This window comes from Thermosporothrix sp. COM3 (assembly GCF_059696735.1).
Genome location: NZ_AP019376.1, coordinates 6,651,707 through 6,672,029, shown reverse-complemented (window position 1 = coordinate 6,672,029; position 20,323 = coordinate 6,651,707). Strand labels below are relative to the sequence as shown.

17 protein-coding genes and 1 tRNA gene are annotated in these 20,323 nt (G+C 50.4%); 9 read left to right on the top strand and 9 right to left on the bottom strand.

Features of this window, described 5'->3' with window-relative positions; all coding sequences use genetic code 11:
• Positions 1-71: 71 nt before the first annotated feature.
• The 4 genes from KTH_RS28535 to KTH_RS28520 form a co-directional block, all read right to left on the bottom strand.
• Positions 72-1,898 carry a copper resistance CopC/CopD family protein gene (locus KTH_RS28535; protein WP_497622267.1) on the bottom strand — a complete coding sequence of 609 codons (1,827 nt, stop codon included), beginning with the start codon at positions 1,896-1,898 and terminating at the stop codon, positions 72-74.
• A gap of 132 nt (positions 1,899-2,030) precedes the next feature.
• Positions 2,031-2,735, bottom strand: coding sequence for a hypothetical protein (locus KTH_RS28530; RefSeq protein WP_497622265.1), 705 nt, complete (start codon positions 2,733-2,735; stop codon positions 2,031-2,033).
• A 325-nt stretch (positions 2,736-3,060) separates the two neighbouring features.
• Positions 3,061-3,450: an SCO5389 family protein gene (locus tag KTH_RS28525; protein WP_111320473.1), complete on the bottom strand. Its 390-nt coding sequence runs from the start codon at positions 3,448-3,450 to the stop codon at positions 3,061-3,063.
• Positions 3,451-3,580: 130 nt separating this feature from the next.
• Positions 3,581-4,555, bottom strand: a complete 975-nt coding sequence (locus tag KTH_RS28520) for an ATP-binding protein (protein WP_497622264.1) — start codon at positions 4,553-4,555, stop codon at positions 3,581-3,583.
• A 227-nt stretch (positions 4,556-4,782) separates the two neighbouring features.
• Here KTH_RS28520 and KTH_RS28515 point away from each other — a divergent pair, with 227 nt between their 5' ends.
• The 3 genes from KTH_RS28515 (at position 4,783) to KTH_RS28505 (ending at position 7,413) form a co-directional block, all read left to right on the top strand.
• A complete protein-coding gene (locus KTH_RS28515) occupies positions 4,783-5,691 on the top strand; it encodes a metal ABC transporter solute-binding protein, Zn/Mn family (protein WP_497622262.1) in 909 nt (302 codons plus the stop codon).
• 165 nt (positions 5,692-5,856) lie between these two features.
• Entirely contained in the window at positions 5,857-6,576 is a 720-nt protein-coding gene (locus KTH_RS28510; protein ID WP_497622261.1) for a TRADD-N-associated membrane domain-containing protein, read from the top strand.
• 375 nt (positions 6,577-6,951) lie between these two features.
• Positions 6,952-7,413: a Fur family transcriptional regulator gene (locus KTH_RS28505; RefSeq protein ID WP_497622260.1), complete on the top strand. Its 462-nt coding sequence runs from the start codon at positions 6,952-6,954 to the stop codon at positions 7,411-7,413.
• A 483-nt stretch (positions 7,414-7,896) separates the two neighbouring features.
• On the opposite strand, the gene KTH_RS28500 is transcribed toward KTH_RS28505, so the two are convergent.
• Positions 7,897-7,968: transfer RNA gene (locus KTH_RS28500), tRNA-Arg, on the bottom strand.
• A 291-nt stretch (positions 7,969-8,259) separates the two neighbouring features.
• On the opposite strand from KTH_RS28500, the gene KTH_RS28495 reads away from it, so the two are divergent.
• The 3 genes from KTH_RS28495 to KTH_RS28485 all read left to right on the top strand — a co-directional run bounded on the left by KTH_RS28495 (position 8,260) and on the right by KTH_RS28485 (position 12,081).
• Complete coding sequence (locus tag KTH_RS28495) at positions 8,260-9,045, top strand: ComEA family DNA-binding protein (protein ID WP_111320463.1); 786 nt, start codon at positions 8,260-8,262, stop codon at positions 9,043-9,045.
• A gap of 12 nt (positions 9,046-9,057) precedes the next feature.
• Positions 9,058-11,499 carry a ComEC/Rec2 family competence protein gene (locus tag KTH_RS28490; RefSeq protein WP_497622256.1) on the top strand — a complete coding sequence of 814 codons (2,442 nt, stop codon included), beginning with the start codon at positions 9,058-9,060 and terminating at the stop codon, positions 11,497-11,499.
• A gap of 174 nt (positions 11,500-11,673) precedes the next feature.
• The gene (locus tag KTH_RS28485; RefSeq protein WP_111320459.1) at positions 11,674-12,081 is read left to right on the top strand and encodes a hypothetical protein; all 408 of its coding nucleotides are present in this window, start codon (positions 11,674-11,676) and stop codon (positions 12,079-12,081) included.
• A 46-nt stretch (positions 12,082-12,127) separates the two neighbouring features.
• Here KTH_RS28485 and KTH_RS28480 read toward each other — a convergent pair whose 3' ends face one another.
• The 3 genes from KTH_RS28480 to KTH_RS28470 all read right to left on the bottom strand — a co-directional run bounded on the left by KTH_RS28480 (position 12,128) and on the right by KTH_RS28470 (position 14,393).
• Complete coding sequence (locus tag KTH_RS28480; protein WP_111320457.1) at positions 12,128-13,138, bottom strand: tyrosine-type recombinase/integrase; 1,011 nt, start codon at positions 13,136-13,138, stop codon at positions 12,128-12,130.
• 142 nt (positions 13,139-13,280) lie between these two features.
• Positions 13,281-13,748, bottom strand: coding sequence for a hypothetical protein (locus tag KTH_RS28475; protein WP_111320455.1), 468 nt, complete (start codon positions 13,746-13,748; stop codon positions 13,281-13,283).
• 201 nt (positions 13,749-13,949) lie between these two features.
• On the bottom strand, positions 13,950-14,393 hold the full coding sequence (locus KTH_RS28470; RefSeq protein WP_111320453.1) for a hypothetical protein: 444 nt from the start codon (positions 14,391-14,393) through the stop codon (positions 13,950-13,952).
• Between the two features lie 333 nt (positions 14,394-14,726).
• Here KTH_RS28470 and KTH_RS28465 point away from each other — a divergent pair, with 333 nt between their 5' ends.
• From KTH_RS28465 to KTH_RS28455, 3 genes are all read left to right on the top strand, one after another.
• The gene (locus KTH_RS28465) at positions 14,727-16,691 is read left to right on the top strand and encodes a GAF domain-containing sensor histidine kinase (RefSeq protein ID WP_111320451.1); all 1,965 of its coding nucleotides are present in this window, start codon (positions 14,727-14,729) and stop codon (positions 16,689-16,691) included.
• The gene (locus KTH_RS28460) at positions 16,678-17,319 is read left to right on the top strand and encodes a response regulator (protein WP_111320449.1); all 642 of its coding nucleotides are present in this window, start codon (positions 16,678-16,680) and stop codon (positions 17,317-17,319) included. Before KTH_RS28465 ends, KTH_RS28460 begins: the two co-directional genes overlap by 14 nt.
• 175 nt (positions 17,320-17,494) lie before the next feature.
• Positions 17,495-18,310 (top strand): class I SAM-dependent methyltransferase, encoded by an 816-nt coding sequence (locus tag KTH_RS28455; protein WP_170142433.1) that lies wholly within the window; start codon positions 17,495-17,497, stop codon positions 18,308-18,310.
• A 77-nt stretch (positions 18,311-18,387) separates the two neighbouring features.
• Here KTH_RS28455 and KTH_RS28450 read toward each other — a convergent pair whose 3' ends face one another.
• A complete protein-coding gene (locus tag KTH_RS28450; protein ID WP_170142432.1) occupies positions 18,388-20,097 on the bottom strand; it encodes a serine/threonine protein kinase in 1,710 nt (569 codons plus the stop codon).
• Positions 20,098-20,323: the final 226 nt, after the last annotated feature.

The window sequence follows — 20,323 nt, the reverse complement described above, 5'->3', positions numbered from 1 at the left end:
CCTTATAAAAAAAGCGGGAACCTGCATCTTGCAGTATTCCCGCATATCTATGTGCGCAGAAAATTTCGGCGCTATTTCACCACAAATTTGAACGAAGCCCGCACGTCGTCAACACCAGGACGCATAATGATCAGCGTCGCCTGCCAGTCACCAGACATGCTGATAACGTTATCGGTTGCCCGATACAGGCCCGGTGTCTCCGCGACAGGTTCCAGCTTCACATCAAGTATACCCATATCCATATCAAGCATGGTAAAGCGGGCAATAACATTTTCTGCCTTCTCTACAGGCTTGCCACTGGCATCCTTCAGATACAGACCAAAGGTATTGCTCCCAACCATGCCAGGAGTAATCACCATCTTATAGCTGATATCGCCAGCCGTCCCTGTACGCTCAATTGAGCCGCTACCACTTCCTCCCTGCGGCGGAGGGCTCAGGCTGGTCAGGATGCCAACCACACCAAGCAAGGCCACAGCAAACAGCAGTTCACCCCGCAAAGAGCGACGGAATGCCCGCTGTATCCTCCCTGCAACCAGGGAGGACGCTCCCTGCTCCTCATCATTACTCTGTGCAAAGCGCTTCATCAGCGGACTGATGCGCAAGAGATGGAACGCTGCCAGCACCAGAATGCCAACAAACACAGCCAGCTTGATTGTCAGTGTCACACCGTATGCGTTGTTCAGAAATGCAGCAAACGAACCAAGCAGAAAATAGGCCTGCACCGAACCGGTGATCACCAGCACGGCCACACAGATACCGGCAATGACAGAGAAACGCGGAATCAAAATGGCAAGGAAGCGCGTTCGATCGCCAGCACCCGGCTTGAGCACCCGCCAGGCAACAAGGATCGTCAGCAGCAGAGCCAGCAGGCCACCGATCCAGAAGCTGGTAGCGCCAAAGTGCAGCATATCCGAGGGCAGCGATAGCCACGGCATCGCGGTCCCCGATGAATGGGAGTTCAGCGAGGTCGTAATCACGATACCCAGACCGGCAAGCAGTAAGATCCAGGAAAGCAGAGAATCGCTGATCTTCCGCCCGGTATAGCGCAGCGACAGCCCCAGAAAGAGAGCCAGTACAATCAGACCAAGCCGCAACAGCCAGATACTTCCAAAGCGGCTGCTGAGGAGAAGACTGCGCCACGATCCACTGCTTAACTGCTGAAAGAAATCACCACCACCGACGACATAGGTCTGATAGAACAGGAACATCAGCCAGCCAAGAATCAGCACGCCAAGACTTCCCAGGATGACGCGATAGACATATTTCTCAATACCCGCGCCAATATCGTTGAGCCCGGAACTGATCGCTTCTCTTGCAAACAACCGTGCAGCAACCGGTCGCCAGACCAGCAACAAGAACGCCAACGAGCCCACCAGGCCAGCCACCCCCAGATAATTGAGCCAGCGAATAGAGATACTCCAGCCATTAAAGTTCTCAACTGGCTGAAGCTTGCTAATCAGCGCACTGGTATCGGTCGGCAGCGTCCCTTTCCCAACCAGAAAGCTAAAACTGCCAACATTGGAGTGTCCATCTTCTCGTGAAACATTGCGAAAAACGACAGTATAAGGACCATCGGGCAGGTCAGGAGGCAAAGAGATTTGCATTGATTTCTGGTCACCATACGTCACATGGCTATCCTTCAGGTCAATCTGCTGACGCTGCTGATTATAGACTTCCAGTTTGCTGAAATCCGGTTCCACCTCTTCGGAAAACCAGACCTGAACAGAAGCCGGAGCTTTTCCACTCTGTAATGTTGCATCTTTGGGCGGATTGCTACGCACATACTGAGCATGAGCCGAGGCCCGTTGAGGCAGAAAGAACGTCAACAGCACAGCCAGACTCACCACCCAGAACACCTTCTGCAAGCGTCCCAGAGCTCCACTATTCCGGTAATGCATAATGCCTTTCTCAATCACTCAAAAATAGACTTCTCAATAAAATATACAGAAGAAACGAGGATAAGGGTAGATCATCGGGCGATCTACCCTCATAAAAACGGAGGAAGCCACAGAATATCCTGTCGAAATCTCTTAGCCACGCAGGCTATCAATAGTCTCTTTTTGAGCCGGTGCGCCCCCCTTCGACGATTTCCGTGCAAGTGCCAGGCCAGCGGCAGCAAGCCCAACCACACCGGCAACAATGCCGATAATGCCAATAGTGGTCGCGGTGTTCGCCCTGTTGGTCGCGTCGTTTACCTGAGTGCGCAGCGCGTCTACATCGGTGGAAGCGCTCTGTTGGGGCTGCCCTGCTGTCGTCTGAGGATAGTGGGCAATTTCTTCAACTTCGCTAAAATGATCGATACCGCTGGTAAACTTCTCGTCAACCTTCTGTCCGTTGATTGCCCCGAAAATATGGAAAGTATATGCGCCCGCCTTTGATGGGATAAAGTAGGCGGCATATTTGCCAGGGTTCATATATCTGGGTTCAAGCGTCAGCGCCAGTGGAGCCGATCCCCCCATAGACACTTCAGCCTTCAGCGATTTCTCAAGCCCCTCGACCGGATTAGAGATCACCCGGGAACCCTCTTTCATGGTATATTTACACTCGCCATCGCAGATCGTCAGATCGAGTCCGTTTTTGAGTCCAGCATATGCAGGCTCATCCAGGAAGCCAACAGTAAAATAATACTTCCCTACTTCACGGCCACCGTGCGCGGAAGCAGGCCGAGAAGCGAACGTCATAAGCGTCACAGCCAGAAGCGCGGCCACAATGCCGAAAAACAACTTCCGTTTCATTCTTTACAGTTCTCCTTCAAACAACCAACCTGAAAAATGCCTTTCTATCATCCTGATAATGACTCAGAGGAAGTTGCGCTTATCCACCATGCAAATGGAACATGCACGTCTCCTGTTAGCGCTCAACGCTTTCCTCTGACAATATCATTGTCAGTAGCATAAACGAGAGTGCAGAATCTTGCCATTAGGACATCTACCTAATTTCTGTGTCAGAACTCACTAAGGTAGTCACCTCAGACGAAAAAACAGGCACTCCACCCTTCCACATGGGGAGAGTGGAGCCCTGTTCTCTGCGCACGTTTAGGCTGGAATAAACGTGCGTCGGCTAACAATCACGCAGTTCAGGAGTCTGGTTTAAGATCTGACTGCGCGGTGTAATAAATTCCTCGTAGTCCTTCCCGAGTTGATCCTTGCGGAAAAGGGCAACACGATGGCAATTCTGGAAGGCCAATTTTACCCCGAAATGCTGCTCAATGGCGTTCCGCATAGAATCACTTGCCAGCATTCTGAGCAATTGCCCGCGCTCCTTCTCGCTTGGGGGAGGAACCTGATTATCAACAAAAGTATCTGTGCTGGTCTGAAGGCGGGTAGCAAGCCCTTCAACAAGATTCCAGGCATACGGCAAGGACTCTTTAATACACTGCAAGAAGTCGCTTAGCCGAACCTCGCCCTTCTCTGCCTGCTCGATTAATGCTGGCGGTACGTTCAGAGACATCCTGTACTCCTTTCATTCGGGGCATAATACCCCGTAAATAGGCCAGAAGGCCACACCAAACGGTTCATCTATGTATTCTGTAGCAAGCTCATCCACACATGCGTATGGACGATCTTGAGACAGGAATACATCATGCATGAGTTGCCATTCCACCGGATATATGCTCGGCCAGTGAGAATTCAGGGTCAATCTGAGCAAGCAAATCTTCACCAACCGCAGCATTCGCCCAGGAGAGAGCATTTAAACGATGAAACTCAAGAGCCTGACGATAGAGTTTCTCCCAATCCTTCTGACAGCCATCAACCATACGCTTCATCTCCCCTAGAGCCTGCATATGCACAACTTCAAGCTGCTCAAGAGGGAGCGTGCGTCCCTTTTCAAGCGCTCGCACAAAGGCAGAACGCTCGAACCAGGTCAGCAGGTCAGCACCGACATGCTCCCGTAAAAAGGCCAGATCCTCTTCACCCTCAACTTTGTTCCCGACCACGCATAGCCTGACATCGTAGTCACGGCAATACCCTTTATACTGCTCATACACGCCAAGCGAGCGCATAGTGGGCTCAACAACCAGAAATGTGAGGTCAAATTTTGTAAACATCCCGGAAGCGAATGAGTCAGCGCCAGCGGTCATATCCACCACCAGATACTCGTTTTTCCCATCCAGCAGATGATTCAAGAGCAGCTCAACCGCTCCTACTTTGGAATGATAGCAGCGCTGTCCCAGATCTTCCTGACCGAAGGGTCCAGTTACCATCAGGCGCACTCCATTGATCTCGCGCTCAAAATAACGGTATATCGGGTTTTCCTCGACGAGGCGCAACAGGCGCGATCCATGCCCCGGTGGCGTTGTTTTGATCATCGCATGCTCTGAAGAGATGCGCGGATTGGTTCCACGCAGAAACTCCTTCACACGCTCAATCTCTAATCCTAAAGGCGGAATCGCTGCCGCTTCGCCCGCTGATAAGCCCAGGGCAACGCCCAGATGTTGGTTAATATCAGCATCTATCGCCACTACAGGCACCCGCTGCAATGCCAGATAGCGACTAAATAATGACGAAAATGTTGTCTTGCCACTTCCACCTTTTCCCACAAAAGCAACTCTCACGTACAACTCACCTCCACACACGTTTTCGCTTTTCGAATCTCTCTATCTAACATATACAATGTTAAGCGCAATTTCAAGTATGACACGTCCAACCCCAAAAATCAAGACTACTGAGACAAAATATCAAGAATTAATGATACATTATCTCATTGACATTCCCCTGAACCTGTACTATACTAAGTAAAACAGATACGCAGTATCATTAATTATAAGTAAGGGGAAATGGAATGACCTCTCTTAAAAAAGTGGTGGGTGCACTCACACTGACATTTATTTTCGCGCTTTTAGTAAGCGCATGTAGTGGGGAAAATACGACAGGTTCAAATACCATAAATGTTGTTGCGACTACCAATTTTTATGGAAATATAGCGGAACAAATTGGCGGCAAACATGTGACTGTCACCAGTATTATTACTGATCCCGAAGTCGACCCACATGAATATGAGTCAAATGTCACAACCGGTAAACTGGTCGCTCAAGCACAGCTCGTTCTCAAAAATGGTGGCGGCTATGACGAGTGGATGGATAAGTTGCTCTCGGCTTCTCCCAACGAAAACCGCACTGTGGTGACAGCTTATGATGTCGCTCCCACCAAATTGGAAGAGAACGAACACGTCTGGTATAGCCCCGCTAATATGAAGGCCGTGGCAAACTCTATTGCCGAGGCCTTGAAAAAGCTCGACAGCACCAATGCCAGCGCCTATGACGCTAACCTCAAGGCTGTCAACACAGCGCTTGGACAGATCGAGCAAAAGATGAACTCGATTAAGGCGACCTACGCGGGAACACCTATAGGCCAGACGGAAAGCATCTTCTCCTACCAGAGCAACCCTATGAATTTGAAGGTGATCACCCCTGAACAGTTTCAGGAAGCGGTCGCAGAGGGCAATGATCCTCCTGCAAGCGTTGTGGCAACCACCAACAAGCAGGTGACAAATAAAGAGATCAAGGTACTGGTCTATAACGAGCAAACTGTGACCCCGCTCACAACAAAACTGCAAAACGAGGCAAAAGCCAATGCTATTCCGCTCGTCTCAGTCACAGAGACGATGCCTAAAGATAAAGACTATCAGAACTGGATGCTTGACCAACTCAACGCGCTGGAAAGTGCCTTAAAGACAGCGACTGGCAAGTAATACACACCTCTCTTTTCTGATTGGGGTAGAGCGCACGTCTCTACCCTTTTTTCTTTCCTGGTAAGTCTCTTTTTTGAAAAACCGCCCTCTTTCACGTCATTACAACTAGAGAGCTGTCATTTCAATCTCGCTCCTGCATTCCATCTCTTTGGAGGCACTACAACAATGGATCAGCCCTGGTTGGCAATACTGGTATCTATCTCCGCACTTCTCATCACTTTAGTGGGCTTTATCATTCCACCCACACTCACCTCAAGAAAGCACGAAAAAGTGCTCAACAACCTGACGCAGGAGAGAAACGATCTCAACGTCAAGATACAGAACAAAATTGGCCAGAAAGAACAGCTTCTGGAAACCTTACAGGAGCAGGTACTGAACGACAAAAATGACATCGATCAGCTCAAGCAGCGCATCAATGACATCTATGCAATGGTGCTGGAAAAGGACAAAGAAAATGTGCTCACCCGCATTCAGCTCCAGCTCAATCAGATTGAGATCTATTACACGATCAATAGAGGACAGGCAACCAGCAGCTTCACTTTCTGCGTGATCTCGGTTAGCGTCGGCTTTCTGGTACTCATCGCGGGCATCGGTATACTCTACTTCAATCTGGCTCAGAACCTGACCATCACCATTCTGACCAGCGTTGCCGGTATCCTGCTTCAATTTGTTGGCGGATCACAGTTCCTGCTCTATCGCAACAGCATCAAAGAGATGAGCCGCTACTTCAATCAACTGACCCGGATGCAAGATACCTTGCTGGCAATCGAGATAGCCCAGAGTCTGAGCACTCCCGAGAAACAGGAAGAGCAGAAAACGAAAATTATTGCAGCGCTCCTTGAACGCAGTATTGAGAGCGATGAGCAGCAGACATCTCCATCGTAGTTTCAGTATTCCTGGAATACTGCATCCATCATGGACAGAGACATCACCATTCTTCTGATTGACCTGGGACCGGCTCTTGTAGAACCCTTTCCTGCTTGCCAGCCTTTATGGTATAATGTCTCAATAACTATTATTGAACAGATTGGTCCATCTATGTTTCACTGAACAACACCAGAGATACACCAATGCATAAGCCATCTTTTTTTCACATACGCTGAAGTGAGGCTATCCCCGCTTTCTGCAACGAGTATTCGTCTATGACACACGCGACTTCCGGTGCCGAAAAGCCTATACTCCTGTATTCGCTGGACGTTTCTGCCGTCCTTCTATAGAATATGCATGCAAGACTACCATCATTAGAAAGAGAGTAAAACCGTGGCAGAGGTCAAATCACTTGCGGAAAAGATCCGAGCCGCATTTGACGAAGTCAGTCAGCGTCATACCCGTCCCCGGCGGCTTATTGAGCAACGCCTGGTAGAACTTGCTGCCAGCGAAACCGATTTCACGATTGACGATCTCTGGCAGGAAATGCGCCAGGAAGAACCAAAACTGGGACGCGCAACAGTGTATCGCTCAATTGAAAAACTGGTCAATCTAGGGCTACTGGATCGAGTTGAATTCGCAGATGGCACACACCATTATCGAGTCTGTGGCGACTCCCATCACCACCATCTAACCTGCACCCAATGCCGACGAGTTGTTGAAGTAGATATCTGCTTGCCTGAAGAGCAGTTCGCTGCCATCAGAGATCAGACCAACTTTAAGATTGAAGGACACACGCTCTCACTCTTTGGTCGCTGCAAAGACTGCCAGACAACCAATGACGGCAAGCAGTAAACCACGCTCGGCCCTCCAACCTCAGGCCGCCTTGCACCCATAACGCGGCCTTTTTGGTCTGCCTGTAAAGGTATTCCTGACACAGGATTTCTCTTTTTCCTCTTTCCAGGACCAGCCACATAATAAGCAAACAGACACCATATAAGTACAGCGACTTGCCTTTTTCTAGCATACCCCCAAAAAAAAGAAGTACTGATTTGCTTGAGTAATCAGCACTTCGTTCTTTTTATCCCCCCTTTTTGGGGATAGTCATCCGCAAAGGATGTACATCGAATTTTCTCTATCTATAAGCTATGCCTTAGTAAGAACAAGAGCATTGATACAGAAGAAACTTTTAAGGATAAACAACCGAGAGCATAGTGAAAACTATTCCAGGAGAAACTATACACCAGGTTTTTGAGGAGATGCGCCCAGGTTATGTCCAATTTTGGAAAAGTCCAAAAAAAAAGAAAAGTGGCTTTTAGAGCCACTTCCCATATTGAGTGTTCCCGACAGGAATCGAACCTGCGCACGTGGTTCCGGAGACCACTGCTCTATCCACTGAGCTACGGGAACTTACACCCAACAATATACCATAAACAGCCACATCTCTCAAGCCGTTTTCGGGACTTTTTTTAGAGATTCCGAGAAATCATTTTTCCTGCCGAAAGGAGACCGCTTTCTCTTCCTTTTTTGGACAATCATACTTCCGGATTGAATTTCTTTTCCTCCTTTTTATAAAAACATCTTTTTACACAAGAAAATTGTTTTCGGAGAAATAAATAGAAGTACTTCACATTTATCTATTGACATATATAGCACTCTATGCTAGAGTTCCATCATTAAATAAATGGGGAGGCTGGTTGTATGGATCATTCTTCAAACCAGGACCACGACATCCGTCCGATCTTTATTGATGACATACCCACATTTCGCCATCATGCAATCTCAGCTTCTACATCCATCGATGATGAGGACAAACCAATCCACGACATCGATGAAATCGAGGCTGAACCTGAACCATCAAAAAGCCCCAAACCTCAGTACGGTACCTTGATTGTGGCATTGGTACTGAGCAGCCTGCTTGGCGTAGCGCTCTATTTCGCCTGGACTGCTCCCTTACCGTCGTCAACACATCAGGTAGTAGTGACGCCATCGGTCAAAGCAACAATGCCTGCTCGGAGCGAGGAACCCGACCCGCCAAAAACAACGGCTAAAATTGAGGCTTATATTATCGGTGCAGTCCAACATCCGGGCATCTATTCGCTGGACGCTGGCTCACGCGTCTATCACCTGCTCAAAGCCGCCGGCGGTCCCCTACCAGATGCCAACCTTGTTGCCCTGAATCTTGCTGCCAAGCTGAAGGATGGGCAGGAGGTCTACGTCACCAAACTGGGAGAAGTTCCCCCAACATATGTGGGTGGCGTTCCGGGCATCAAGGATGATACCCAATCGGACAGCAACACAGAGCAGGTCAACATCAATCAGGCAACCGTCGATGAGCTACGAGAGATCTTGCATGTGAGCAGCAAGACGGCTCAGGCAATCGTCGATTACCGCACTCGTAATGGCCCTTATACCGCCGTTGAAGATCTGTTGCAGGTTATCAGCCAGAGCATTTATGACCGAATCAAAAAGCAGGTTACGGTCTAGCGAGTGAAAACCATGATCAATCAGCAGCGGCTTCTTGAACACCTGCGCGGCCTAACACTGGTTCTTCTGGCGGGAGCATGGCATATCGGCCTTTTCGCCGCATCTTTTGTTGGCTTGCCTGCTCCCCTGTTTCTTCTTGCCTTGGGGGTTTTGTTCGCCAGCATCGTCCTCTGCTGGCGCTTCCCCCTGTATTGGCTCTTATTCGCCTGTTGTTTCTGCCTGTTTCTGGGTATGTGGCGCTATACAACAGCGATACAGCACGATAATCCCTATGTGCTCACCAACTATCTGAAACAGTCGGTCAGCCTTCGGGGCATCGTCGTAGATGAACCGAGGCTTCATGAACGAAGTCGCACCCTGATTGTGATTGTGAACCAGCTCAGTGAAGACGATGGACAGACGTGGCACGAAACCCGGGGAAAGATCATTATTCAGCTTCGGGCAATTGCCCTGAATGATCCCTACATAGCCAGCTATGGCGACAGCCTTGAGCTTCGGGGCAAACTTCAATTACCGTTCACCCATTCACCTGACATTCAAGCGAGCATGTCATTTCCGCGTATCATGGTGCGGGATGAGGAAAGCAATATACTGCTCAAAACGCTCTATCAGTGGCGAATGCACCTTGTCCATATACTGTTACAAACACTCCCGCAGCCAGAGGCATCGCTTCTCGTTGCTCTTCTGCTCAATGTGCGCCTACCCGAGCTTCAACCTCTTGAAGAAGCACTTCGTCTGACCAATACCACGCACCTGATTTCCCCCTCGGGCTTTCAGATTACCCTGCTTACCGGATTACTGACTAGAGGCTTTCGCTATCTTCAGCCCAGAAAGGGAAAGTCACCACTGCCAGCGCAGCGGCTCCGTGATTGGCGACAATGGCTTACCGGTCTCCTCAGTTTGAGCTGCATAGCCCTCTATAGTATACTCTGTGGAGCTGGTCCTGCCGTATTGCGGGCGGCACTGATGGGTGCCCTGGTTGTGCTGGCATCGCGCATGGGTCGCATCTACAACGTATACACTGCACTGGCCTTTGCGGCGCTACTCCTTACTCTCTTTGATCCCTTTCTACTCTGGGATATCGGGTTTCTGCTCTCTTTTGCGGGAACACTGGGGCTGGTCGTGCTTACCCCGGTGCTGCTCTGGCTCTTGCGACCACTTCGCAAGCTTCCACTCTGTACCCTGTTGCAAGAACCACTGGCAACCACATTCGCCGCTCAACTTGCAACGCTTCCAATTCAGGTGATTCCGTTTCATCAATTTTCCCTGATCTCGCCTCTCGCGAACGTCCTGGCAGGGCCGCCAATGGGGACCTTGATGTTGCTCGGCCTGCTAATCAGCGGTCTGGGTCTTGTGTTCCTGCCATTCGCACAGATCTGTGCCTGGCTGGCCTGGCCTCTCCTCTGGTATACAGATACCGTTATTCGCTGGTGCGCTCAGCTCCCCTATGCCAGCCTTACACTCGGAGAGCTTCCCGCCGGGCTCGCGATCCCCTATTATATGCTACTTCTGGCTGGTATTATCGCGCTACGCCCACTTACCACTACAGCAGAACAACCACAGCAGCGCATGCATCAACCGCTCTGGAAGCTCCTGCGTCTTGTCCTTGTCGCGGGAATGCTCCCCTGTATCGGCTTGCTGGCAGCATTTCCTCCGGCCCGCGGCGAACTCACCGTAACGTTTCTCCCCGTCACTGAGACCACACATCAAGGGCAAGCAATCTTGATTCAGACGCAAGACAACAAACTTGCGCTGATTGATGGGGGAGCTGACCCGGTTCTCCTTTCCCGCGAACTAGATAGCCGCCTTCCCTTCTGGCGACATACACTCGATATGTTACTGCTCACTACTCCGCGACGAGAGCACATTGCAGGTTTACAAACTATTGTGGAGAGATACCATATCAATACAGTAATAGACGCAGGAATGCTTCATCCTGATGCAACCTACGCTTTATGGAGACGTACTATAGACGAGAGAAATCTGCACTATCAACCTGTGAGCAGGGGAACAATTCTTCCCCTGGGAAGCTTATGCGAACTACACATACTCTGGCCCTTGCAGGAATTACACCAGGGGAGCAACGAGGTTCGAGATAACAGCCTGATATTCAGACTGGTCACGCCGCAGTTCAGTATGCTCTTTCTAGGTGCAACTGCCATGAGTAGTTATGCATTGAACCAGATTGAAGAAATCAGAGATTCATTACAGGCGGATATCGTACAAATCGTGGGAAGCGCAACGAAAGCCTTCCCATCAGCTCTTCAGAGCGTGCTACAGATAGCCCATCCATCCTATCTGATCATCACTCCGGCAGCCCAAAGCGCCAGAGAAAAGGACGTCCCGCTTATTCAGCACCCACCGGCGGGACCGTGGTATACTTTACAAACTATCCAGAGTGGAACAGTAGAAATCCATAGCAGTGCTCAGGGTTGGAGTTGCAATCCAGGATAAGATTTCTCCATTGAGGAACAAAAACAGTACATCAAACGTGTAGCAAAAGGACAAAGGCCCACCATGCAGTGTACGTATTGCGGAAGGCACCTATCAGAACACGCCGCTATTTGTCCGTCCTGTGGCAAACCAACGGCCGTCGCAACAGGGTATACTCACTATCAGCAAGCCAGCATGAGAAACGACACAATAGAACAACATTATCAGGGGCCACAGGGTGACACAACCTACAACGAGAGCACTTATTACACTGCATCTCACACAGCAGCGTATATCCCACCAGTTTCCACCACTGCTCCCAGAGGGGTTAATCCTCTCATCCTCGAATTAGTTCTATCGTTTCTTGGTATCTTTGGTATTGGCTGGCTCCTTGCCAGAAGACCCCTTCCCGGCATCCTTTTATTGCTTGGTAGCATTTTCCTGTACTGGCCGATCATGATCTTAGGGACTATTTTTACCTTTGGTATCGGGCTGATCTGCCTGGGACCACTGGCAATGGCGGCTATTCTACTCAATGCGCTGCTCCTCAGCAGGGTGCTGCGCAAGCGCTACTATCAGCGCTATCCCCGGTTTCCCATGTAGCAGAGAGTGCAGGACAATAAAAAACGCCCTGCACTCTGCTTACCTCCTATTTCGGGAATGCCAGACGGCGGTATTTCTCGCGAGACTCAAGCCATGCTTCCTCTGATAACCCCAGTTTCTCACGGAGCGCTTCGGGAGGAACACCGGCTCGCAATTGTTCCACCGCAAAGGTATCACGCAGCAACTGAAGCGTGACGCGTTTTTGAATACCTGCGTCCTTCACTGCTCGCGCCAGAATATAGTTGAGATTTCGATCAGTGCACTTAAAAACATCTTCGACAATATGGTATTCTTCCCGATAACGATGGAAAATGCGAGTAAATTCGGCGGGAAGGACCAGGCGACGTTCTCGATGTTGTTTACCACTGGATGAAGGGAACTGGATCGTGATCAAGGGGTGAAGCGGGTCAGTCAGATCAACGTGGTTGACTTTTAAGCGCATTACCTCTTCTTTCTTCAGCCCGGCGTAGAGCGTCAGGTACACCAGGCAGTGACACCGGGCATCTTCTGAAGCAGCCTGAAGTAAACGTCTCAATTCGTCGGCATAGAGCAACTCCGGCAAAGGAGGAAGGGGACGCTCTAAAACCAGACTCGCCGAAGGATCTTCTTTCAGCACTCCTTCACGTGCTAACCAGGAGAAAAAATTCTTGAGAAAGGTAACGCGCCGTGCCATTGTCTTCGGGGCTGGGACATGACCGGGAGAACCGAACTTGAGCTTCATCAGCCAATCCGTCAAATCTTCCTTCACAATCCGTCCTACAGGAGTATCCGGGCCCATATGTTCACTGAACATCTTCAAGTCGGAAAGGAAGCATGTCACAGTATAATGCGACTTTCCCCGCACTAGTAACTCCTGACGATAAGGAAGGGCACATGCGGCCAGGCTCGTTTGATCTGTTAGCTGGCTTGAATGGTGTGGAGAGGGAGAAGCTGTCTCCTCCGCATCCGGGGACTCTGAGATGACAAGGGAGCCTCCAAAGAGGCCAGATTGCAAGGCTGCATTGTCTTCAGAAGAGTATGAGTCATACTGCTTTTCCTGCTGCGAGTCCTTCTGCATGTATCACTCCTTGACTATAATTGCTCTAAACGGCGACTATATTTCATTATAGCATACCACCATGAAAAGAGAGCCAGGGAGCAGACATGCAGGCTACAGGCGGCAGAGCAAAGCTCTACCGTCAACCCGCACGGGCGCCCGCTTAGAACGAGCCGTCATATTGATCCTGAAATCCTTTCGTTCCATACTTATCGCGGTCACGCCCAACATTACTGCGCTGACCGGGTTTTGCAAGAGGCTCATCAAGGCCATAGGGCTCTTCACCGGTCGGCGTACGTGTGGGATCTTCGCCGCGGGGATCGGTTGAAGGCTCCTCCTCCTCCGCAAGCGTATCTTCTTGATCGAGGTTTGAGTATGGGTCCTGGTTGTCTACATCACCAAACTGATCTTGTGGACCATACTGGTCCGGTGCTTTCTCTTCAGCGTACTCGCCATGCGGTCCACGGAAACTATAATCAGCGGCATCTTCACTCGCCCCAAACAGATGAGGGTCATTCTGCGGTGTCACCTCATCCAGACGGTTCATCTTCTTCCGTTCCTGCTCATACTCTTCCTGATCTTCTCGCTCGGTATCATACTGTTTATATGGTTCTCGTTCCTGATTCTTCATCTTGTTGATTCCTCCTTCAAACGGTATCAGCCATGATTAAGACACGAACCAACACCTGTGGAGGTACACACCGATAGGGGGTTGAAGCAGAGGGAAAGTCGGAGAAGAGAGGACATATTGTCCCCTCTACAAGCCATTCTCGCGCTCGAGAACACCTGCAAAGGGGGAATATGGTATCTATTGTGAGAGGATATCGGGCAATCAGGCCCTGTATTCTTGCTCTGAGAGCTCTATATCCTCTTCCTCGTCGGGCAAAAGATCATCATAGCTTAAATCCGTCGGTTCCAGCTCATCTTCTTCCTCATCCAGATAGGATAATCCAGAATAGCGAGTGGAATACGCATCTTTCCGAATACGGATTGTTGGATGAACCGACGGGAAAGGCTTTAGTCCACCAGGATACATCGAGCCATCCACAGGAGCTTCAAGAGCTGGCATGCTTTCACGTACCAGAACTTCATCTCCCATAGCCATAGCCTCGAAACCCAAGCGACGCAGATCCATGACCATACCAGGCCATATGTCCTCTGGATCGATAGCCCACCATTCACGGCCCATATAACGAACCGGGCGTACGCGCAAAGGTCGGTTGAGATCGCCAAGTATAGCCATCAACGAGGTACGTTTGCGTTTGGCTTTTTCCACGATGATAAACCGTCCCTTCCGTTCTAGTCAAACAACATTGCAAAGGCTTCGTTCCGCTTGGGTTGCCAGATCAGTTGAAAGAGGAGACCTTTGTTATCTGTTCTTTCTTTGTCCTGACAAAACGGAATCAGCTATGTGTATCATTACCATATCACATACACCCTACACTCTGCCAACAGCAGCCAGCAAAGAATAGACAGCTCCCGTACAACGTCCCTTCTATTGTAGCAAAAAAGCCGTCTGTTGACACGGCCTTTGAAAAGTTGCATACTTCTCATAGCACTACTTTATACAACAGCATATGTATAGACTTTGCATGCAAAAAGAGAACATATGAGTTTTATGAAAACCTTTCGCAAACTGCTGAAAGCCTTTCCTGGAAGCACCGGGCGTCGTCTGCGCACCACTCCAGGCTATTTCTTCCTTGTCTGGCGTTGGAGCATGTGGCTCTACGCGCTCATCCTGCTTGTTGGCTCTCACGCCAACCCTGTCTACACCCAGAGAACCGGCTATAAAGTCAGCCTGGTCTTGCTAGGCGTCACCTTCATTCAAACGTTGATCGTGACCCTGTACGCCCCTATTATTCAGCCCCTCCTGCCAGCGCTACGCCTGCCGCGCTTCCTGCAAGGACGTAAGCTTGTTGATGAGGACGAGGACGAAAACATCTTTACGCCACTCGGAAACTTTGATAGCCCCACCTGGCGTGTTGGTGTTCACGTTCTGGACCTTGTCATCTGTGGCATGGCAACGTATTTAAGTGGGCCCTTCTCCCCGGCTCCCAACTTTGGTACGGCCTCGCCCTTCTATCGCTATGGCATCTCAACCGCGTTTGCAGCGGCTCTCTCCTATCGCTATCGTGGAGGCATTGCAACCGCGCTCGGCTATGATCTCTTTATCATACTTGGCATCTTCTTCCCGCCATACGACAACACCTATCATGCCAATGTTATCGATATCACCGGATCTTTAATCGATGCTCCTGTTGCAGCGACGCTGGCAGCCTTTGTTGTGTCACTGCTCTCAAGCTACACACAGAACCTGCGTAACCTTCAGGCCAGCTTCCGTATCCAGCGGGCCCAGCTCCGGATTGGCGAGATTCTTCTGCAAGAGGCTCACGATAAAAAACGCCTGATTCAGCAAAGCATACAGCTTATTCGCCTGGGCGGGCACTTCCACCGCGTACTGATTGCGCTGATCCACACACCCGAGCAGGGATCTGCTCAAGCCATCGCCGAGGTCTATGAGAACTCTGATGGCACACACCACCTTCCTCCGGTCAATGAGGAGCTTCTTGAACATGTCTTGCGGCACAAACGCATCCTGAATACGTTCACCACACAGACGTCAGCGCTCAATGGCAGCTACAAAATCTCGCGTCTGTATATCCCTATCACGAAAGAAGGTTCATTACAGCTTATTCTGGGTGCCGAGAGCCGACGACGAACACCGCTTGCCTATCGCTACATCGATTATCTCAAAATTACTGGCAACCAGCTTCTCACCGCCCTGGAAAATATCCGCCTGACAGAACAGACGGTGCAGCTTGCCGCCATCGCCGAGCGACGCAGGATTGCTCGCGAGATTCACGATGGTGTAGCACAGCATATCTATATTCTCAGTATCCATGCTGAAACCTGTGTCGCTCAGGCCCAGAACATTATGGAGACCTCGGCAAGTCAGGCGGAAATGCTCTCTCCACTTGTGGCACGTCTGAAGCACCTTGTCACCATCTCAAAACAGGCCCTCTGGGAAACGCGAACCTATATGTTCTCGCTCAAACCACTGCTCAGTGGCACAACGACCCTGACACAGATGATTTCCAACCAGCTCAGCGAGTTTGAGACCATCAGCGGGCTCCGGACACAGCTCACAATTGAAAACGAGGAACAGGAGGCACACCTGCGAGAGCGAGACAGGCATGCCTGGGAACAGACCAGTACCGCGACGTTCCGTATCGTTCAAGAGGCACTGACCAACGCCTATAAACATGCTGAGGCCTCGACAATTTCTGTCTCGCTGTGTTACGATCCGGACACGATTGAGGTCACTATCAGCGATAACGGGAAGGGCATGAAGCCAGATGACGATAGCGCTGACAGGAACGGGACACCGATCTATTCCGGTCATGGATTGAACAGTATGCGTGAACGCGCCGAAGAAGTCGGCGGCACCCTGACCATGCGTTCCAGCCCAAATGGAGGCGTCCAGATATGGCTCTGCTTACCCGTTTCACCCGAGAGGCGTCTTAGCACCAACCTCACAATACAACCAGAGGAGAACATCCATGTCACATCCTAAGATCCGCCTGATGCTCGTCGATGATCATGAAGTCGTTCGCCTGGGCATGCGTGCCGCCTTTGAGCTGGAAACCGATATTACCATCGTAGGTGAAGCCAGCAATGGTGCTGAAGCAGTCGCGAAAGCAGGTCTGCTCTCCCCGGATGTCATCCTGCTTGATGTTCGGATGGAGAAGATGGACGGCATCAAGGCCTGCCGCGAGATCAAAAGCCAGTTCCCGCATATCCGTATCCTGATGATTACCTCGTATACCGATGATAAAGCGGTGCTGGCCTCCGTTATGGCGGGCGCGAGCGGCTATCTTTTGAAGAATGTTAGCCGCAATGAGCTACTCAAGGCTATCCGTGCCATCGCTGCCGGACAAAGCTTGCTCGATCCACGGAAAGCGCAACAAATTATCAAGCAGGCTCCCGGCAACGAATTGACCGAACGAGAGCGCGAGGTACTGACGCTTGTTGCGCGTGGCCTCACCAACAAGCAGATCGCCGAGCAGCTTTCCGTCAGCGAAAAAACGGCTCGTAACCATGTCAGCCATATTCTAGAGAAGCTCGGGCTCTCGCGCCGCAGCGAGGCTGCCGCCTATGCAGTAGAACATAACCTGATTCAGCCACGGGATTACATGAATTAAACTGTTTTATCAGGAAAAGAATAAATTTTTCCTACTTGACAGGCGAGTTTGTTGAGCTTCTTTCCAGAAGATGGTAAGCTTTCTCTAAAGAAATATACAAAATTGCCAGTGGGGCTGGATGAAAGGAGGCGCGACCCTTTCCCCATCGATACGAAGGGTCGCAACGCAAGAAGCGATGACAGCAATTGCGGATCAAAAGTACCTGCTCACCAAGCAGTATTGTAATGGAAGCAAGCTCAACGCCCGTATTCAGCTACACACCCGCTTCAGTCAGAACAAATACAATTTCCATCGCTGGATCTTTGACCACCTCAAGCTTGAGCCGGAAAGCGCTATTCTCGAACTGGGCTGTGGTACCGGGCAACTCTGGACAAATAACCTCGATCGGCTCAATCCGAGCTGGCACATCACTCTCTCGGACTTCTCCGTAGGCATGCTCCAGGAAACACAGCAAAACCTTCAGGGCAAAGAACGGCTCTTCACGTTCCGTATCATCGACGCACAATCAATTCCGTTTGCAGATCAAAGCCTGGACGTCGTCATTGCAAACCATATGCTCTACCATGTGCCCAATCGAGCCCGCGCCCTGCATGAGATTTGCCGTGTCCTCAAACCAAACGGCACGCTCTATGCAGCGACAAGTGGTAAAGGATACCTGCTGGAAATCAGACAGTTGCTTCAGCTGGTCGGGGCCACTGATACAGACCTGTTTGGCAATGAGAGCGGTGACGGCTTCACGCTGGAATCTGGCTACAAGGAGTTAGCACACTACTTCCACGAGGTCACCGGTGACGGCTATCGCGATCAACTGGTTGTGACAGAGACAGAACCATTGCTCAACTACATCCTCTCGGGCGCAACAGGAGAAACGCTGACACCCGAGCAGAAAACAAAGCTTCAACAGATCATTGCAAAGGAAATCGCACAAAAAGGGGCGCTTCGGATTCAGAAACCCACCGGTCTGCTGATAGCGCACTCACCCAAACGCTAGATATAGTTGCAGGACGGCGATGAGAGACAAGAAGCCTTGCACCACCGCTTGCTGTCTCTCTCATCACCGCCCACACACTACCTGCCCCGCTCGGTATAGACGCGCAAGTTGCGATAAATCACGTCTGCATCCACACCTACTTGATCCGAACGAGCATACAATGCAATCGTACCCTCTGACAATGCATCATGTTGAATCGTTTCTAGAAAGATATCATTGACATATAATGACAGTTTATTCTGCTCAGCGATAATTTGCAGGGTATTCTTTCCCCCCTGCTTAAAATCCTGCGTGATAGATCCCTTGCTCAAGACCTGCGATTTCATTGAAAAATTCTCAGAATACAGCAGTTGATAAGCTCCCTGCACATCGACCAGAAAAAGGTAGCCAGCGAAGTTCCCGAAACCATCCTTCTGGGCGCGCACAAAGATGCCCCCCTTCTCTCCCTGAGCAATCGTCATATCAACCATAATTGTCGCATCATGAAACTGGTATGCGTTCTCCATACAGCCCTTAAAGGACAGATTTACCAGCTCTCTGCCCGTTGTCACATGGTAGCCGTCATGCTTGAACGTACAATTATTATTATGATCCCATTGCCACTCTGTATCCGAATCATTCAGTTTATCCGAGAAGGCGGGCTTCCCGCTTGTGATTTCCTTGAGCTTGTCTGCATCCGTTGGCGGACGGCCAGTAGTAGGCGGCGGTGACTGCGTGCCTGTAGTTGGAGATTGCTGCATACTGGTCAGCACCACTGCAATCAACAGGCCAAGTATCAGGAGCACAGACAGAAAGGAGGCAAGCAGAATATACAGACGTCTGTGAGATGAGGTGGCACGCAGCGGGGCCCCAACGTGCATGGGCTGAACTGCTGAAGAAGCGACAGGCGGAGGAGCAGGCAAGACAAGCCGCTGCCCGTTTATTTCCTGAATACCTGAAGCGGCCACCATAGCAGGGCGAGGCTGTAGTGATTGTTCAAACGCTTCCACCAGTGCTTGAGCCGAGGGATAACGATGTTCCGGCTTCTTTTCCAGCCCTTTCAGTATGACCTGTTCGGTTTGTGGCGGGAGGTCAGGCACGTACGTTCGCGGAGAAGGAGGTTCCTTCGACATGTGCATTGTCACCAGCACAAGCTGATTCTCGGACTCAAAGGGAAGACGTCCAGTTACCATCTCAAAGAGCAAGACCGCAAGGGAATAGAGATCGCTCAGGGCATCGGCTTTACGCCCGTCATCAAACAGCTCTGGAGCGATATAATCCGCCGTCCCCAGAACAAAGCCAGTTGAGGTTAACTGAGTCGCATCAGTGGCACGGCGCGCAATGCCAAAGTCTGCCAGATAGCAGTGGCCCTGCTCATCAAGCAGCACATTCGAGGCCTTGATATCCCGATGGATAATTCCCTGCTGATGCATATAATCAAGCGCGGAAGCAATTGAGCGCAAATACTGGCGCACCTCCATCGGTGATAATGGACCTTTGCGTAGCCGGGTACGCAGCGTTCCGCCCTGCATCAAAGGCATCACGATATAGTGACGAAGAGCACCATTGAGGGTTGTTTTACCAGCATCATAAATGGGAATAAGATGAGGATGACGCAGCGCCGCCATGACGCGTGCTTCCCGAATAAAGCGGTTAAGCATCTCTTCATCATTGCGTATAAAGATCTTAATGGCAACCTTCCGCTCAAAGCGCGGATCATAGCCCTCATAGACTTCAGCCATCCCCCCTTTTCCAATCACACGCCGTAACTCGTAACGGTCAAGCGTCATTCCCTCCAGATCTGCCATACAATCTCTCCAATTCATGCCAGGAGTCAAGCAATTCAGTCTCTCTTCGTTATTCGAGCATAGTATTCATACATTTCGATAAGAAAAAGGACCGTGATAACAGAAGGCAGTCAGTAAAGCATGCTCATCTGTAAAACCAACTATATCATGAAGAACGGCTTCCACTCAATGTGCTAGAGCGGTAATCCTTCACACTTTAGCAAAAGAATGATCGCTTGCTTGAAAG

Bases quoted from the DNA above. Each gene is read 5' to 3' on its own strand.
- KTH_RS28535 (WP_497622267.1), bottom strand. From the start codon at position 1,898: ATGCATTACCGGAATAGTGGAGCTCTGGGACGCTTGCAGAAGGTGTTC.
- KTH_RS28530 (WP_497622265.1), bottom strand. From the start codon at position 2,735: ATGAAACGGAAGTTGTTTTTCGGCATTGTGGCCGCGCTTCTGGCTGTG.
- KTH_RS28525 (WP_111320473.1), bottom strand. From the start codon at position 3,450: ATGTCTCTGAACGTACCGCCAGCATTAATCGAGCAGGCAGAGAAGGGC.
- KTH_RS28515 (WP_497622262.1), top strand. From the start codon at position 4,783: ATGACCTCTCTTAAAAAAGTGGTGGGTGCACTCACACTGACATTTATT.
- KTH_RS28510 (WP_497622261.1), top strand. From the start codon at position 5,857: ATGGATCAGCCCTGGTTGGCAATACTGGTATCTATCTCCGCACTTCTC.
- KTH_RS28495 (WP_111320463.1), top strand. From the start codon at position 8,260: ATGGATCATTCTTCAAACCAGGACCACGACATCCGTCCGATCTTTATT.
- KTH_RS28490 (WP_497622256.1), top strand. From the start codon at position 9,058: ATGATCAATCAGCAGCGGCTTCTTGAACACCTGCGCGGCCTAACACTG.
- KTH_RS28485 (WP_111320459.1), top strand. From the start codon at position 11,674: ATGAGAAACGACACAATAGAACAACATTATCAGGGGCCACAGGGTGAC.
- KTH_RS28480 (WP_111320457.1), bottom strand. From the start codon at position 13,138: ATGCAGAAGGACTCGCAGCAGGAAAAGCAGTATGACTCATACTCTTCT.
- KTH_RS28475 (WP_111320455.1), bottom strand. From the start codon at position 13,748: ATGAAGAATCAGGAACGAGAACCATATAAACAGTATGATACCGAGCGA.
- KTH_RS28465 (WP_111320451.1), top strand. From the start codon at position 14,727: ATGAGTTTTATGAAAACCTTTCGCAAACTGCTGAAAGCCTTTCCTGGA.
- KTH_RS28460 (WP_111320449.1), top strand. From the start codon at position 16,678: ATGTCACATCCTAAGATCCGCCTGATGCTCGTCGATGATCATGAAGTC.
- KTH_RS28455 (WP_170142433.1), top strand. From the start codon at position 17,495: ATGACAGCAATTGCGGATCAAAAGTACCTGCTCACCAAGCAGTATTGT.
- KTH_RS28450 (WP_170142432.1), bottom strand. From the start codon at position 20,097: ATGGCAGATCTGGAGGGAATGACGCTTGACCGTTACGAGTTACGGCGT.